Here is a 15,181-nt window from a genome sequence, read left to right as displayed (position 1 = left end):
AGCGGGCCAGGCCAGCCAGCGGGCTACGCCAGCCAGACCGTCGTGGCGCCCGGCAGCTCGCCGCCGTCCGCACCGTCGCCGAGCGGCCCGGACGCCAGCAGCACCGAGCCCGCCGGCATCGGCACGGGCGCATCGCCGAAGTTCGTGTACGACCGCCAGCCGTCGTGCCGCGCGAACCCGACGACCGACGGAGGCGTCTCCAGCCACGTCAGCGACTCCCCCTGCTGCAGTCGTCGTCGTGCGGCGAGCGCCGCGCGGTACATCGACAGCGTGGAGTCCGGGTCGCCGTCGAGCGCCTCGACCGAGTCCGCCCCGAAGTCGACCGGCTGCGGCAGGAACGGCGCGACGTCCCCGAAGCCGAACGACGGCCCCGACGTCGTCCACGGGATCGGCACGCGGCACCCGTCGCGACCCTTGACGGTGTGTCCCGAGCGCAGCCACTTCGGGTCCTGCAGGTCCTGGCGCGGGATCGCCACGGCCTCGTGCAGGCCGAGCTCCTCGCCCTGGTAGGCGTAGGTCGACCCGGGCAGCGCCAGCAGCAGCATCGTCGCGGCGCGTGCCCGACGCAGCCCCAGCGCGCGGTCGAGCGGCGGCGTGGCGCCGTCGGTCATCAGCCACGCGTCCGTGTCGGTGCCCTGCGGCAGGCCGTACCGCGAGGCGTGCCGGACGACGTCGTGGTTCGACAGCACCCAGGTGCTCGACGCGCCGGACTCGTCCGCCATCGCCAGGTTCTGCTCGATCAACCGGCGGAACACCACCGGGTCGAACGGTGCCTCGAGCAGGTCGAAGTTGAACGCCTGCCCCAGCTCGGTCGGCCGGGCGTACAGCACGCGACGCGGGGCCGGAGCCCAGGCCTCGGCGATCGCGGCCCGGGGCGGGTCGTACTCGTCGAGCACGGTGCGCCACGTGGCGAAGATCGCGTGCACCTCGTCGCGGTCGTACAGCGGGTCGGACCCGTCGAGCGGCAGCTCGTGTTCGTTCGACGGGCGGTACGGCACGGACAGGTCCTTCGCGAGCCCGTGCGCGACGTCCACCCGGAAGCCGTCGACCCCGCGGTCCGACCAGAACCGCAGGGTGTGCTCGAAGTCGGCGCGGACCTCGGGGTTCGACCAGTCCAGGTCGGGCTGCTCGGGGGCGAACAGGTGCAGGTACCACTCGCCGTCCGGCACGCGGCTCCAGGCCGACCCACCGAAGTTGGACACCCAGTCGCTCGGCGGCAGCGAGCCGTCCGGTCCCGAGCCCTGGCGGAAGACGTACCGCGCCCGCTCCGGCGAACCCGGCGCAGCGGCGAGCGCTGCCCGGAACCACGCGTGCTGGTCCGAGGTGTGGTTCGGCACGACGTCGACGATCACCCGGATGTCGTGCGCGTGGGCGGTGCGCAGCAGGTCGTCCAGGTCGTCGAGCGTGCCGAGCCGCGGGTCGACGTCGCGGTAGTCGGCCACGTCGTAGCCGCCGTCGGCGAGGGGCGAGGGGAAGAACGGCGAGAGCCAGATCGCATCGACGCCGAGCGACGCCAGGTACGGCACGCGGCTGGTGATGCCGACGATGTCGCCGAGCCCGTCGGCGTTCGAGTCGGCGAAGCTGCGCGGGTACACCTGGTAGACGACGGCTTGCCGCCACCAGTCCGGGTCGGAGGTGCTGGGGGTGCTGGAGGGCGTCCGGAGGGTCACCCCGCCGAGCGTACCGATCGTCGACACGCCGCTCACGGACCGCGCGGGAATGCCGATCACTGCGAACGCATTGGTTGTTGCTGTAACCATTCCGTTGGACAACGGATCATCGCAACGAAAGGGTCACCATGACGAACGTCGTCGTGCTCGTCGGCAGCCTCCGCGCCGGCTCCATCAACCGCCAGCTCGCCGAAGCCGCGATCGACCACGCCCCCGAGGGCATCGACCTGTCCGTGTACGACGGCATCGTCGACCTGCCCTTCTACAACGAGGACATCGACGGCGACACCCCGCCCGAGGCAGCGGTCGCGTTCCGTCAGGCCATCGCGGACGCCGACGGCATCCTGCTGATCACGCCCGAGTACAACGGCACGATCCCGGCCGTGCTGAAGAACGCGCTCGACTGGGCCTCGCGTCCGTTCGGCTCGTCGCCCATCTCCGGCAAGCCGCTCGCCGTCATCGGTTCGGCGTTCGGCCAGTACGGCGGCGTCTGGGCACACGACGACGCCCGCAAGGCCGCCGGCATCGCCGGTGCCGCGGTGCTCGAGGACGTCAAGGTCGCCATCCCGCAGTCGGTCGTCCGCTTCGCCGAGACGCACCCGCGCGAGGACGCCGAGGTCACCGAGCAGCTCCAGCAGACGCTCGACGCCATCGCCGCGGCCGCTGCGGAGCGCGTCGCCGCGTAACGCACCCGCGCAGGTGCACGACGGTCGCGACGCGACCACAGGACGGACGGGAGGCCCGTGGCGACACCGCCACGGGCCTCCCGTCCGCCTGTCTGGACGTCCGCTCGCAACTCCGACGGTCGCTAGAGCGCCTGGTAACCAGACGGGTTACGCTACCGACCATGACCGCGACGGAGATCACCGAAGCGTCCGGGTACTGGTTCCCCGACGACGACGCGACCCAGCGCGGGGTCGCCGTGCTGAACGCGCTCCGTCGCTACCGTGCCGCCGAGACCGCCATGCGACGCCGCACCCGCGACTCGATGGGCATGGGCGAGACCGACCTGCTGGCCGTCCGCTTCCTGCTGCAGGCGCAGCGCTCGGGCCGCGCGGTCAGCCCCAAGGACCTCGCCGCGTACCTCAAGATCAGCTCCGCGTCGACGACGATCCTGATCGACCGACTCGTCAAGAGCAACCACGTCCGGCGTGAGCCCCACCCGACCGACCGCCGTGCACTGCTGATCACGCCGACGATCGAGACCGACGACGAGGTCCGCGCCACCCTGGGCGTGATGCACCGCCGGATGATGTCCATCGCCGAGGGCCTCGACGCCGAACAGGCACGCACCGTCGCCTTCTTCCTCGAGCACATGCGCGAGGCCGTCGACCAGGTCGACCAGACCGCCACGCACTGAGACGCGCCCACGGGGGACGAACCCTCACCGTGCTCTGTGAAGGCGTCCTGCCGCGGCGCGTAGACCGGAGTGGTCACCGACGCGAAAGGAGTCATCATGCACGCATCGGACAAGATGGCCAAGAACCTCCAGGCGGTCCTCGTGGACCTCATCGACCTGCACGTCCAGGGCAAGCAGGCCCACTGGAACATCCTGGGCACGAACTTCCGCGACCTGCACCTGCAGCTCGACGAGATCGTCGACGCCGCACGCGAGTTCGCCGACGACACCGCCGAGCGCATGCGGGCCCTGTACCTGGTGCCGGACGGGCGTTCCTCGAGCGTCGCCGCGCAGAGCCACCTCGACCAGTTCCCCGAGGGCGAGATCACCACGCACGACGCGATCGACCAGATCACGCTCCGCCTGTACCAGGCGACCGGCACGATGCGCGACGTGCACGACGAGGTCGACGACGAGGACCCGACGACCGCGGACCTGCTCCACGGGTTCATCGAGCGCCTCGAGCAGCTCGCGTGGATGGTCAGCGCCGAGAACCGCGCCCCGAGCACACCGCTCGCCGCCGCCGTCTCGCCGTCGACCGCCGAAGCGTCGGCCCACGCCTAGGCGCGGCCGCGACGACATGACCGACTACCGCTACCTCATCGTCGGCGGCGGGATGGTCGCGGACGCGGCCGCCCGCGGCATCCGCGAACTCGACGACTCCGGCACGATCGGGATCATCAGCGAGGAGACCGACCGTCCCTACGCCCGTCCGGCCCTGTCCAAGAAGCTGTGGACCGACCCGGACTTCAGCTGGGACGAGAAGGTCGACCTGCACACCGAGGAGACCGGTGCCGAGTTCGTGCTCGGCACCGTGGTCACCGCGATCGACCGTGACGGCAAGACCGTGACCACCTCGGACGGTGGCGCCTTCGGCTACGAGCGCCTGCTCATCGCCACGGGTGGCCACCCACGCGGCCTGCCCGACCTGCAGCCGTCCGACCGGGTGCTGAGCTACCGCAGCGCCGACGACTACCGACGCCTGCGGGCCCTGGCTGACGCCGGCGCCCACGTGGTCGTGGTCGGCGGCGGCTACATCGGCACCGAGATCGCGTCGGGCATCGTGCAGAACGGTGCCCGTGTCACGCTCGTCGACCCGGACGAGGTCGTCGGCGGCAGCACGTTCCCGCCGGACCTGGCCCAGGCGTTCCAGCAGCGCTTCGTCGACCACGGCGTCGAACTGCGCACCGGCCGACGCGTGACGACCGGCACCGACACCGGATCCGGCGTGACGCTGACGCTCGACGACGGTTCCGTCATCCAGGCCGACGCCGTCGTCGCCGGCCTGGGCATCGAGCCCGCCACCGAGCTCGCCGCCGCCGCCGGGCTGACGGTCGACGACGGCATCGTCGTGTCCTCGACCCTGGTGACCGACGACCCCTCCGTGTTCGCCGCGGGCGACGTCGCCGAGTACCCGGACCGCATCCTGGGCACCCGCCGCGTCGAGCACGTCGACAACGCGCAGCAGCAGGGACGCCAGGCCGGCCGCAACCTGGCCGACGCCGACGAGACCTACGACCACACGCCGATGTACTACTCGGACGTGTTCGACATGGGCTACGAGGCCGTCGGACAGGTGTCCACCTCGCTGCACACCGTCGAGGACTGGCAGGAGCCGACCGTCACGGGCGTCGTCTACTACCTGGACGACGACGACACGGTCCGCGGCGTGCTGCTGTGGAACGTGTGGGACAAGACCGACGAGGCCCGCAAGGTCCTCGCCGACGCCAACTCGCTGACGCGCGACATGCTGCCGGGTCGCATCACCGCCTGATCCGCAGGCCACGCGCCTCGGGCGCAACCGACGGGAGGCCCGTCACCGGTCCCGGGACCGGTGACGGGCCTCCTGTCGGTGCGCCTCAGGCCGGGTCGCGCGGCTCCGCGGGCTTGCTGTCGGTGTGGTCCAGTTCCGGTGCGACGGCCTGCACGATCTCGTGCCGCACCGACTCGGGCACCGGCGCATCGGCGTCGTCGGCCATCGCGAGGGCGTGGGCGGACTTGCCGGCCTCGAGCACCTCGTCGTCACCCTTCGCCATCCCGAGCAGCTCGGTGAACCGTGCGCGGACGACCAGCCACGCGTCCCCCGGGCTGAGCCGGGAGAGGTCGGATGCCGTCGAGTCGTCACGGACCCGCTGCATCGAGGACACCCCGCGGTCCGGGATCTCGTCGCGGACGTGCGCCACGGCGAGCCGGGCGACGGCGTCGGCCTGCGCGTGCATCACGGAGTGCGCGCCGTCGACGACCTCACGCAGGACCGCGTACGGGAACACCCGAGCCAGGCGACGCACCCAGTCGCGCGGCACCATCGCGTCGTGCTCACCGCGGATGATCAGGACCTTGGCCTGCACGTGCGGGGCGCGCTCTTCGATGGGGAAGGCGACCATCTTCGGCAAGACCTTGCGGAACCAGTGCCAGCCGCACAGCGCATAGGCGGTGACGGCGTGCCACCGAACGGCCGCGGGCTCGTGCAGCGCCGACCGCGCGAAGCGGACCGCGGACTCGCTGATCGTGCGGGCGGACGAGTCGACGACCGGGCTGATGAGCACCACGTGGGTGTACTCCGGGTGCCGGGCAGCGACCTCGGTGACGACCTGGGTCCCCATCGAGTGGCCGACCAGCACCGGGTTCGTCAGCCCGAGCTCGGCGATGACGGTCTCGACGGCATCGGCGTAGCGCTCGATCGACACCGGACCTGCGAACTTCGGGACACCGGCGAAGCCGGGCAGGTCGAGTGCGCGGACGGGGCCGAACTCCTCGAGGTTCGGCGCGAGCCGCTCGTAGTAGGTCGACGCGATGCCGAGCCCGGCCACGAGCAGGAACGACCGCTCCCCGACCTCGCCGATCGACGACACCCGGACGTTGGTGTGGTCGACGGGGATCCGGTCGACCTTGACCACGACGTCGGCGGTCTCCGCGTCAAGAGCGTCGGCGTGCCGTGGGGTCTGCTCGTTCACGGGGTCTCCTTGCGGGGTCGGGCGGTCGACCGGCGGGGGCCGGGCGGTCGCCCAGCGTGGGGCCGGGCGGTCGCCCAGACTACCGCCGGTGTCCCCCGTCCGCGGGTGAGCGGTGACTCAGCCGCGCGCGGAGCACGTGCTTGCCCGTCGCACTGTCCGTGCACGACACTGCTGCCATGGGCCGAGACGCGGACGCAGGTGACCGCCACCACTCACGTCGTGCGTTCCTGCGCCGTGCCGGGATCGGTGCCGCCGGAGCCGCGGTCGGTGCGGGCGCCGTCGGCGCGGGTGTCGCCTACGACCAGCGGGTGCAGGACGAGCGGTACGGGTTCACCCCGCTGCCCGAACGGCGGGAGCCCGGGTTCGACCACGTCGTCGTGCTGATGTTCGAGAACCGCAGCTTCGACCACGTGTTCGGCCGGCTCTACACCGACGACGAGCTCGGCGACGGGCAGTCCTTCGAGGGACTGCAGCACGGCACGCACGCCAACACCGCGCCCGACGGCACCATCGTGCCCGCGCACGTCTACCAGGGCTCGACCGACTCGGTGATGAGCCAACCCGATCCGGACCCCGGCGAGTTCTATCCTCACGTCAACACGCAGTGGTACGGAACCGTGGACCCGGAAGGGAACGCCGATCCGACCCGGAACGGGTACGCGGCGCCGTACAACGTCCCGTCGGACACGAGCGCGCCGACCATGTCCGGCTTCGTGCACGACTACGTCGTCAACTACCGGATCGAGCGCGGCCGCGAACCCACCGTGCAGGAGTACTCCCGCGTGATGGGCGGCTTCTCGCCCGAGATGCTCCCCGTGTTCTCCACCCTGGCCAAGTCGTTCGCGGTCTACGACCACTGGCACTGCGCCGTGCCCTCGCAGACGTTCTGCAACCGGTCGTTCTTCCACGCCAGCACCTCGCACGGCTACGTGACGAACGGACTGCAGGACGGCCCCGGCAAGTGGCTCGACGCGTCGGACGTGCCGACGCTGTTCAACCGGCTCGAAGAGGCCGGCAAGAGCTGGCGCGTGTACTTCGACGCCGACCAGGTGGTGTCCCTGACCGGGTTCCTGCACGCGCCCTCGATCGAGCGGTACTGGAAGAGCAACTTCCGCAGCATGGAGCAGTTCCACGCCGATGCCGCGGCGGGTACGTTGCCCGACTACGCGTTCGTCGAGCCGCGGATGGTCTTCGATCACAACGACATGCACCCGCCGGTCAGCCGCCCCGGTGCCGGCGCCGATCAGGCGGCCTACGAATCGGCGACGTCGGACGTGCGTGCTGCCGAGGTGCTCCTCGCCGAGGTCTACGGCGCGGTGCGTGGCGGGCGTTCGACGACCGGTTCGAACGCCGTGAACACCGCCCTCGTCGTCACGTTCGACGAGCACGGTGGCATCTACGACCATGTCCCACCACCCGGAGCCGTCCCACCGTCCGGATCGGCCCAACCCGGCGAGATGGACTTCACGTTCGACCGGCTCGGTGGACGCGTCCCCACGTTCGTCGTGTCGGCCTACACCGAACCGGGCACGATCATCAACGAACCGATGCACCACGCCGCGATCGTGCGCACCCTCACGCAACAGCACGGTCTGGAACCCCTGACCCACCGCGACGCCGACGCCCGCGGCATCCAGGACGTCCTCAACCGGACGGTCCCGCGGCAGCCCCAACTCTGGCCCGACGTCGCGAAGCCCTACGTGCCGCGGAATCCCGAGCACCGTCGGTCGGCGCCGAACGAGCGGGACCGGCGACGGCCACTGAGCGCTCCCGGCAAAGGGCTGCTCGGGTTGCTGCTGGCGAAGTACGAACCCGACGCACCGGTCCCCGAGACGTTCGGTGACGCCTACGACGTCCTCACCCGGCACGGCATGGGCCTGTTCGGGGACCGCGACTGACTCGCAGTTCTCCACAGATCGCCGTTACGGGCAACAGCTGCTCCACGGCGCTGCCAGCGTTGCCGGATGACCTGTCCGCTGCACGCGTGGGGTGACGAGAGCATCCGTTCACACGGGCTCGACGCACCCGCGTACCTCCCCCGCGCCTCGTTGATCGACGTCGACCAGGCCGACAGGGTCCGAGACCAGATGCGGCGACTCCGCGCAGGGGCGCGGAAGCTGCACTGGTACGACATGAACGAACGTCATCGACGACAGGTCATCGATCAGGTCCGTCGGCTGGATGCCGGTCACCTGATCGTCATCGACAGCCCGATGCGCTCCGCCGGCACGAGCATCGAGATCGTCGAGATCGACCCGTGATCCGGCTGTGGCCCCCGACAGCGCGGAAGCCGGGTCCCATCGAAGGACGGGGAGCACCGGCTTCTCCTTCTCAGGCCCCGAGGGACAAGAACAGGACCAAGATGTCAGATGCGGGCGTACTTCGCGCGGAGGAAACTGTCGGCGCCGAATGCCGGGAACCCGATCCCGATCACCAGGAGCAGCAGCCCGGGAGAGTGGTCATCCCGCGAGATACCGTGGACTCTGCTCGCGGTGCCGGCACGTGCGAACGTGGACCGATGATCCCGCCGCTGCACGCATGGGGCGACGAGAGCGTCCGTACCCACACAGCCGGACAGCCGCGGTACCTCCTCGCTGCGTCCGTCGTCGACTCGAACGACGTGGAGGCGTCCCGTGCCCTGCTCGAAGACCTCCGTCCGACGCGCGGGAAGCTGCACTGGCACGACTTGAACGACCGGCAACGGAAACGCGTCATCGCCGCAGTCGCCGAGATCGACGCGGTGCACCTCATCGTGATCGCCGCCCCGATGGATCCACGCCGCGAGGAGCGCGCTCGGGCCGTCTGCCTGGAGCGGCTCGGTTGGGAACCCGCGCGTCAGGACGTCGCACTGCTCACGCTGGAGCAGCGCGCCACTGCACTCGCGGCGCGCGACCTGCGGGTCGTCGAGGCGTTGCGGGGTCGAAGGATCATCCCCGCCTCACTCCGTGTCGAGCACGGTGATCCGACGGCGGAGCCGATGCTGTGGCTGCCGGACCAAGTCCTTGGAGCGTTCGGTGCGGCGAGTGAGGGTCATCCAGTTCCGCCGTCACTCAGTGCGGCCATCGAAACGTACGACGTCGAGCCGTGACAGGCCGGGGACAGCGCAGGAGCCGGGATCTGGTATACCCCAGATGCACCGGCTCCGACTTCTCTTCCCCCCAGCAGGAGGCGAGCTGACACCAGTGTGCCAGATGGCAACGGGTCGCGGGTATCAGATGCGGGCGTACTTCGCGCGGAGGAAACTGTAGGCGCCGAAGGCCAGGAACCCGATCCCGATCACCACGAGCAGCACACCGCCACCGGGCACCGCATTCACCGCGTCGAACGCCGCGTCGAGCCCCGATGCCTGCTGCGGATCGCTCCGGAACCCCGCGACCGCGACGAGCACGCCCACGATCGTCACGGCGATCCCCTTCGCCACGTAGCCCGTCACCGCCAGGACCGTCAGCGGCCGCTCGACCGACTTCGGCGGCGTCACGAGCTGCTTCCGGTACGAGCGACGGACGCCGATGACGACCAGCCCGACGCCGATCGCGATCGCGACCGCGCCGGCAGCCAGCACCAGGAACACCCCGCCGGGTGTCGCGATCGCCTTCGCGGCGGCTCCCCGCGTGGAACCCGACGAGCTCGTGCCGGCACCGAGCGCGAACGACGCCGACGAGGACGCGATCAGGCCGTAGACGACGGCCTTGCCGGCGTTCTTCGCCCGGTTGAGCCAGGAACGCGCGGTGTCCGTCCGGCCACCGACGACGGCCTCGACGACCAGCCGGATCGTCAGCGCGGCGGTGCCGATCGCGACGAGCCACAGCAGGACGACCCCGCCCGGCACCGCGGCCAGCTGGGCCAGCGCACCGGACTGGTCGGTCTCGCCGGACTGCGAGCCCTGCGCGCCGCTGTTGCCCGCGGTGCTCCCGATGCCGAGCAGGACGACCAGGTACCCGATGAGCAGGTGCACGACACCGCTGCCGACGAAGCCGGCCCGCGCGGTCACCTCGAACCAGCGGCTGTCGGCAGCGCGGCGCACCTGTCGTCCGGTCTCGCGGGCAGTGGCTTCAGCGCTGTCGGTCACGGGAGACCACACTGCCCGACGCGGCTGCGGGTGTCCGGCGCACCATCCGCGGACGGGAGGCGCGGTGCGGGGCCGCACCGCGCCTCCCGTCCGCCTCGCACGGAGTCAGACGGTCCACCAGGACGCACTCACCAGGGTCCGGTCGCCGACCCGCTCGCCCCGGCGAGCGCGACGGATCGCGTCGTCGACACCGCGCGTCCATCCAGCGGCGGACCACTCGTCGGGCGACGCGACGATCTTCCGGCCACGCGGCCCGACCACGACGATCAGGTCCCCTCCCAGCAACCGTACGATGTCGTCGTCGATGGCACCGAGCAGGTCGGCAGACCCGGTGTCACAGGCATCGCAGCCGCAGTCCGGCTCGAGGCCGACATCGACCGGCGGCGCACCGAGGGCCAGGTCGACGACCGTGCCCGGTACGTCCTCGAGTGACCGGGTCGTGATCTCCAGCGGCAGCGCCACGGGCACCGTGGGGACCAACCGGACACGCTCGACTCCGACACCGACCACGTCGGGCGGCACCGCGAGCGGCTCGGACCGCGCGAGCCCGAGCCGGACGAGGGCCGAAGCCCACGTCGCGGCCCGGGCACCGACGACCCGGTAACGCTCGGGGTCCGTCACCTGCGAGTACTCCTCGGTCAGCGGAGCACGATCCGGATGCGGGTCGGGCCACGCGATCCTGGACTCCGGGCGGACGGCCCACTCCTGGTCGACGACACGTCGCACGTCGGCCAGGGTCACGCGGGCCACCTCAGTCGCCCTTCACGTTGACGACCTGGCGCAGCGTGTGGCGGATGGTCACCAGGTCCTCGGCGTCGGCCATCACCTGGTCGATCGGCTTGTACGCCGCCGGGATCTCGTCGAGGAACGCGTCGGTGTCGCGGTACTCGATCCCGACCATGGCGGCCCGGAGCTCGTCGTGTGTGAACGTCCGACGGGCTGCCGACCGCGAGTACATCCGTCCGGCACCGTGCGGCGAGGACTCGAGTGACGGCTTGTTGCCCCGTCCCTCGACGACGTACGACGCGGTGCCCATGGACCCGGGGATCAGCCCGAGCTGCCCCTCGCGCGCCTGGATCGCACCCTTGCGGGAGACCCACACGGACTTGCCCCAGTGCGTCTCGCGCTGCGTGAAGTTGTGGTGGCAGTTGATCCGCTCCTGCTCGTCGACCGCGGTTCCCATCACCTCGGACAGCTGCCGGACGACCCGGTCCATCATCTCCTCACGGTTGAGCAGCGCGAAGTGCTGCGCCCACCGCAGCTCGGCGATGTAGCGGTCGAACTCCGGGGTGCCCTCGACCAGGTAGGCCAGGTCGGGGTCCGGCAGCGTGATCCACCAGCGCTCCATCGCGGCCTTGGCGACCTTGATGTGCCGCTGGGCGATCTTGTTGCCGACGCCCCGCGACCCGGAGTGCAGGAACAGCCAGACCCGGTCCTCCTCGTCGAGGCTGACCTCGATGAAGTGGTTGCCGGACCCCAGGGTCCCCAGCTGGTTGCGCCAGCCGCCGAGTGCCCCGGCGGGGTCGAAGCCCGCGGCCTCGGCCATCGTCTCGAGCTCGGCGATCCGCGGTGCGGCGGTCGCGACGATCTTGCGGTTCGTCGCGCCGGCGGACAGTGGGATCGCGCGCTCGATCTGCTCGCGGAGCGGCCGCAGGTCTGCGGGCAGCTCGGCCGCCGTGAACTGGGAGCGCACGGCGATCATCCCGCAGCCGATGTCGACGCCCACGGCCGCGGGCATCACGGCGCCGAGCGTCGGGATGACCGAGCCCACGGTCGCGCCGAGGCCCAGGTGGGCGTCGGGCATGAGTGCCAGGTGCGGGAACACGAACGGCATCGCCGCCGTGGTGCGGGCCTGCTGCTCCGTGTTCTCCTCGAGCAGTGATGCCCAGGACAGCAGCCGGCCGGTGATCTTCTGCATTGCTTCTTCTCGTCTCGTTTCGTCATTGCGAGTGGTGACGGTCCGAGGCGGACGTTCGCCGGGCCTCCTGTCCGGTGCGGACGCGTGTCCTGTGGACGCGACGTCCGGGTCGGACGATGCGCGTCGTGGACGCGTGGAGGGCGGCGGGCGATGCCCCGGGCCGGGTGGGCACGGGGCGTCTGGTGACGGTCGTGCCTACGCGGGATACCCGGTGGACTGCTCGTTGCGCTGTTCGGGCAGCACGAGGAGCAGGTCGAGCCAGCGCTCGTCCTGCTGTTCGCGGTGCTGCACGGGGCGCATGCGCGGTCCTTCCGGTCGTTCCGCCGCGTGGCGGACGGTCTGCCCGGGGCGGGCAGGAGAGCGAGACTAGCGCGACACGCCCGGGATGCACAACCCGCTTCCGGCGTGGTGCGGACCACGGCCGGGAGGCCCGGTGCGGGTCCGCCAGGCGGGGTACGGGCGACATGTGGTCACCGTCGGGGGCTCCGGGCAGCATGGACGCATGCCTGCACGTTCGCGCGACTCCACGGAGACCTCCGACAGCCCCGTCACCCGGGAGCGCGTCGACGGCTACGTCCCCCTGCGCTCCTACGGCGCCATCGGTGACGGCCGCACCGTCGCGCTGATTGCCCGTGACGGCCGGATCGACTGGCTGCCCATCCCGTCGATGGACTCACCCCCGGTGTTCGCCAGCATCGTCGACGCCGAGCACGGCGGCCACGTCGCGCTCCGGCCCGTGGACGGCACCGCGACGATGACGCGCGAGTACCTCCCCGGTACGAACGTGCTCGTCACGACGTGGACGACCGCGTCCGGCAGTGCCACCGTCACCGACGCCATGGTCACGGGCGTCGCCGGACGACTGCCGTGGGCCGAGATCGGCCGATGTGTGCAGGGCGTCGAGGGGTCCGTCGACATGGAGTGGGCGGTCGTGCCGGGCACCCTGCTGAACACCGCCGAACCGACGCGGCTCGACACGGCGAACGGTGCGGTGATCGGCATCGACGGCGTCACGATCGCCATCGTCGAGCACGGGTTCGAGCCGGTCCACGACGACGGTCCCCAGTTCTCCGGGCGGTTCACCGCCACCGCGGGGGCGAAGGCGATCCTGACGATCGTCGGCACGAAGGACGAGCCGATCTTCATGCCCGACCCCGAGAGCACCCTCGACGCGGTCGACCGCACGATCGAGAACTGGGCGACGTGGTCGAAGGAGTTCTCGTACGACGGGCCGTGGGCCGAGGCCGTGCAGCGGAGCGCTCTGGCGCTGAAGCTGCTCATCTTCTCGCCGACCGGCGCCATCGCTGCCGCGCCGACGACCAGCCTGCCCGAGGACCGCACCGGCGGGAAGAACTGGGACTACCGCTTCGCCTGGGTGCGCGACCTGTCGTACACGGTGCACGCGCTGACCCGCTTCGGTCTGCGCGAGGAGACCCATGCCGCCGTGTCCTGGATGATGCGCACGATCGGCGAGCACGACGAGACCATGCCGATCTTCTACCGGCTCGACGGGTCGAAGACCGACCAGGTCGAGGAGCGGGACGTGCCCGGCTGGAACGGCATCGGGCCGGTGACCGTCGGCAACCGTGCGGGCGACCAGCTGCAGCTCGGCGTCTGGGGTGACGTCTTCGAGATCATGCGGCAGTACGTCCGCGCCGGCAACGTGCTCGACCGTGCCACCGCGAAGGTCCTGCAGGAACTGGCGGACGACGCGTGCCACCGCTGGGAAGAAGCCGACTCGGGCATGTGGGAGCTGCAGGAGACGCAGCACTACGTGTCGAGCAAGATCGGGTGCTGGCAGGCCCTGGATGCCGCGATCGAGCTGCACGACGCCGGCATGATCGACGGCCCGCGCGACAAGTGGACCGAGAACCGTTCGCTCATCGAATCGTGGGTGTCCGAGCACGGATGGGACGAGGACCTCGGGTACTACGTCATGTACCCCGGCTCGGAGGCGCTCGACACCTCGATCCTGCTGCACGCGATGTCGGCGTTCGACCGCGGACCCCGCATGCAGTCGACGATCCGCGCGATCGAGGACCAGCTGCAGCACGGACCCCTGGTGTACCGCTACACCGGGATGGCGGACGAGGAGTCCCCCTTCGTCGCCTGCTCGTTCTGGCTGGCCGCGGCGATGGCCTGCGTGGGTCGGGTCGACGACGCGACCGCCCTGATGGACGAGATGGTCGACCAGGCGAACGACGTCGGACTGTTCAGCGAGATGCTCAGCGCGGTGGACGGCGAGTTCATGGGCAACATCCCGCAGGGGCTGTCGCACCTGGCACTGATCCAGGCGGCGCTGACGATCGAGGAGATCTCGGCCGAGCACTGACCGCGGAGTCCAGATCGTCGTCCTGGGTGACGATCCCGTCGCTGCGAGGCATCATGGACTGACCATGAACGACGTCGACGCACGCATGGACCGCCTGCGACGGGCCGCGCGGTACCGCTACCAGCAGCTCGTGGACAGCGAGGTCCAGCGGGGCTCGCTCGACCCGGACGAGGTGCGCGAGGAACGACGGCTGCTCAAGGCCGCCGACGTCGCCGCACATGCCCGGGCGCAGATCGAGGAAGCGGAGCGGCGCGGGGTGTTCGAGGGCAACCCGTACCACGGCAAGCCCCTGCCGGGGAACGACGGGCACCACGATCCGGACTGGTGGATCCGCTCGAAGATCGAACGCGAGGACATCCGCGGCATCGCTCCGCCCGCCTTCGCGCTGCGGACCGAGGACGCGGGCCTGGACGACGCACTCGATGCCCTGTCGCACGAGGGCGACGTCCGTGACGTGCTGGTGGACTTCAACGCGCGCGTGCGCGAGGCCCGGCGGCAGCTGCTCGGTGGCCCGCCGGTCGTGACCCCGATGCGCGACGTCGACGCCGAGGTCGCCGCCTGGTCCACGCGGCGCGAGGAGCGACTCGCCGCCGCAGCGCGAGCCGCGGACGACGCACGGCAGGCGGAACAGCCACGCCGGTGGTGGCGCCGACGCGGCTGACCCGCATCGGGCCGGAGTGCCACCGACACGCGAGAACGGCCGGTCCCCGGGGTGGTGGGGACCGGCCGTTCTGGTGTGCGGGGTGTTACTTGATCTGTGCGGTGATGGTGGCGGTGCCGACGAGCAGGCCGCCCTTGACGGCGTCGGTCTTGAAGGTGCTGTTGAGCAGCTTCGCGGC

14 protein-coding genes are annotated in these 15,181 nt (G+C 70.9%); 9 read left to right on the top strand and 5 right to left on the bottom strand.

The genetic code is table 11. The annotated features are described in order from the left end of the window. Positions 1-23: 23 nt before the first annotated feature. Positions 24-1,760, bottom strand: a complete 1,737-nt coding sequence (locus tag ACLBWP_RS08660) for a glycoside hydrolase family 13 protein (RefSeq protein ID WP_447654863.1) — start codon at positions 1,758-1,760, stop codon at positions 24-26. Between the two features lie 38 nt (positions 1,761-1,798). Between ACLBWP_RS08660 and ACLBWP_RS08655 the strand changes: the two genes are divergently transcribed. From ACLBWP_RS08655 to ACLBWP_RS08640, 4 genes are all read left to right on the top strand, one after another. Continuing rightward, the gene (locus ACLBWP_RS08655; RefSeq protein ID WP_447654862.1) at positions 1,799-2,356 is read left to right on the top strand and encodes an NADPH-dependent FMN reductase; all 558 of its coding nucleotides are present in this window, start codon (positions 1,799-1,801) and stop codon (positions 2,354-2,356) included. A 161-nt stretch (positions 2,357-2,517) separates the two neighbouring features. After that, positions 2,518-3,030 (top strand): MarR family winged helix-turn-helix transcriptional regulator, encoded by a 513-nt coding sequence (locus tag ACLBWP_RS08650; RefSeq protein WP_243562150.1) that lies wholly within the window; start codon positions 2,518-2,520, stop codon positions 3,028-3,030. Positions 3,031-3,126: 96 nt separating this feature from the next. Then, a complete protein-coding gene (locus ACLBWP_RS08645; protein ID WP_243562149.1) occupies positions 3,127-3,633 on the top strand; it encodes a Dps family protein in 507 nt (168 codons plus the stop codon). A gap of 16 nt (positions 3,634-3,649) precedes the next feature. Beyond that, a complete protein-coding gene (locus tag ACLBWP_RS08640; protein ID WP_447654861.1) occupies positions 3,650-4,843 on the top strand; it encodes an NAD(P)/FAD-dependent oxidoreductase in 1,194 nt (397 codons plus the stop codon). Between the two features lie 85 nt (positions 4,844-4,928). Here ACLBWP_RS08640 and ACLBWP_RS08635 read toward each other — a convergent pair whose 3' ends face one another. Further along, positions 4,929-6,023, bottom strand: a complete 1,095-nt coding sequence (locus tag ACLBWP_RS08635) for an alpha/beta fold hydrolase (protein ID WP_447654860.1) — start codon at positions 6,021-6,023, stop codon at positions 4,929-4,931. Between the two features lie 176 nt (positions 6,024-6,199). Here ACLBWP_RS08635 and ACLBWP_RS08630 point away from each other — a divergent pair, with 176 nt between their 5' ends. From ACLBWP_RS08630 to ACLBWP_RS08620, 3 genes are all read left to right on the top strand, one after another. Then, positions 6,200-7,921 (top strand): alkaline phosphatase family protein, encoded by a 1,722-nt coding sequence (locus ACLBWP_RS08630; protein WP_447654859.1) that lies wholly within the window; start codon positions 6,200-6,202, stop codon positions 7,919-7,921. 66 nt (positions 7,922-7,987) lie between these two features. Further along, positions 7,988-8,284, top strand: coding sequence for a hypothetical protein (locus ACLBWP_RS08625; protein ID WP_447654858.1), 297 nt, complete (start codon positions 7,988-7,990; stop codon positions 8,282-8,284). A gap of 101 nt (positions 8,285-8,385) precedes the next feature. Next, a complete protein-coding gene (locus ACLBWP_RS08620) occupies positions 8,386-9,111 on the top strand; it encodes a hypothetical protein (protein WP_447654857.1) in 726 nt (241 codons plus the stop codon). Positions 9,112-9,234: 123 nt separating this feature from the next. Here ACLBWP_RS08620 and ACLBWP_RS08615 read toward each other — a convergent pair whose 3' ends face one another. The 3 genes from ACLBWP_RS08615 to ACLBWP_RS08605 all read right to left on the bottom strand — a co-directional run bounded on the left by ACLBWP_RS08615 (position 9,235) and on the right by ACLBWP_RS08605 (position 12,010). After that, positions 9,235-10,092: a DUF1206 domain-containing protein gene (locus ACLBWP_RS08615; protein ID WP_447654856.1), complete on the bottom strand. Its 858-nt coding sequence runs from the start codon at positions 10,090-10,092 to the stop codon at positions 9,235-9,237. Positions 10,093-10,197: 105 nt separating this feature from the next. Then, positions 10,198-10,833 carry a DUF6226 family protein gene (locus tag ACLBWP_RS08610; RefSeq protein ID WP_447654855.1) on the bottom strand — a complete coding sequence of 212 codons (636 nt, stop codon included), beginning with the start codon at positions 10,831-10,833 and terminating at the stop codon, positions 10,198-10,200. Positions 10,834-10,843: 10 nt separating this feature from the next. After that, positions 10,844-12,010: an RtcB family protein gene (locus tag ACLBWP_RS08605; protein ID WP_243562141.1), complete on the bottom strand. Its 1,167-nt coding sequence runs from the start codon at positions 12,008-12,010 to the stop codon at positions 10,844-10,846. Positions 12,011-12,512: 502 nt separating this feature from the next. On the opposite strand from ACLBWP_RS08605, the gene ACLBWP_RS08600 reads away from it, so the two are divergent. Beyond that, complete coding sequence (locus ACLBWP_RS08600) at positions 12,513-14,342, top strand: glycoside hydrolase family 15 protein (RefSeq protein ID WP_447654854.1); 1,830 nt, start codon at positions 12,513-12,515, stop codon at positions 14,340-14,342. 64 nt (positions 14,343-14,406) lie between these two features. Then, entirely contained in the window at positions 14,407-15,003 is a 597-nt protein-coding gene (locus ACLBWP_RS08595; RefSeq protein ID WP_447654853.1) for a DnaJ family domain-containing protein, read from the top strand. The last annotated feature ends 178 nt before the right edge of the window (positions 15,004-15,181 follow it).

It is taken from the genome of Microbacterium sp. M1A1_1b (genome assembly GCF_053345565.1).
This window is presented reverse-complemented; position numbering and strand designations above follow the sequence as displayed.

Coding starts and splice junctions, on each gene's coding strand:
- ACLBWP_RS08660 (WP_447654863.1), bottom strand. CDS start 1,760: ATGGTTACAGCAACAACCAATGCGTTCGCAGTGATCGGCATTCCCGCG.
- ACLBWP_RS08655 (WP_447654862.1), top strand. CDS start 1,799: ATGACGAACGTCGTCGTGCTCGTCGGCAGCCTCCGCGCCGGCTCCATC.
- ACLBWP_RS08650 (WP_243562150.1), top strand. CDS start 2,518: ATGACCGCGACGGAGATCACCGAAGCGTCCGGGTACTGGTTCCCCGAC.
- ACLBWP_RS08645 (WP_243562149.1), top strand. CDS start 3,127: ATGCACGCATCGGACAAGATGGCCAAGAACCTCCAGGCGGTCCTCGTG.
- ACLBWP_RS08640 (WP_447654861.1), top strand. CDS start 3,650: ATGACCGACTACCGCTACCTCATCGTCGGCGGCGGGATGGTCGCGGAC.
- ACLBWP_RS08630 (WP_447654859.1), top strand. CDS start 6,200: ATGGGCCGAGACGCGGACGCAGGTGACCGCCACCACTCACGTCGTGCG.
- ACLBWP_RS08625 (WP_447654858.1), top strand. CDS start 7,988: ATGACCTGTCCGCTGCACGCGTGGGGTGACGAGAGCATCCGTTCACAC.
- ACLBWP_RS08620 (WP_447654857.1), top strand. CDS start 8,386: ATGTCAGATGCGGGCGTACTTCGCGCGGAGGAAACTGTCGGCGCCGAA.
- ACLBWP_RS08605 (WP_243562141.1), bottom strand. CDS start 12,010: ATGCAGAAGATCACCGGCCGGCTGCTGTCCTGGGCATCACTGCTCGAG.
- ACLBWP_RS08600 (WP_447654854.1), top strand. CDS start 12,513: ATGCCTGCACGTTCGCGCGACTCCACGGAGACCTCCGACAGCCCCGTC.
- ACLBWP_RS08595 (WP_447654853.1), top strand. CDS start 14,407: ATGAACGACGTCGACGCACGCATGGACCGCCTGCGACGGGCCGCGCGG.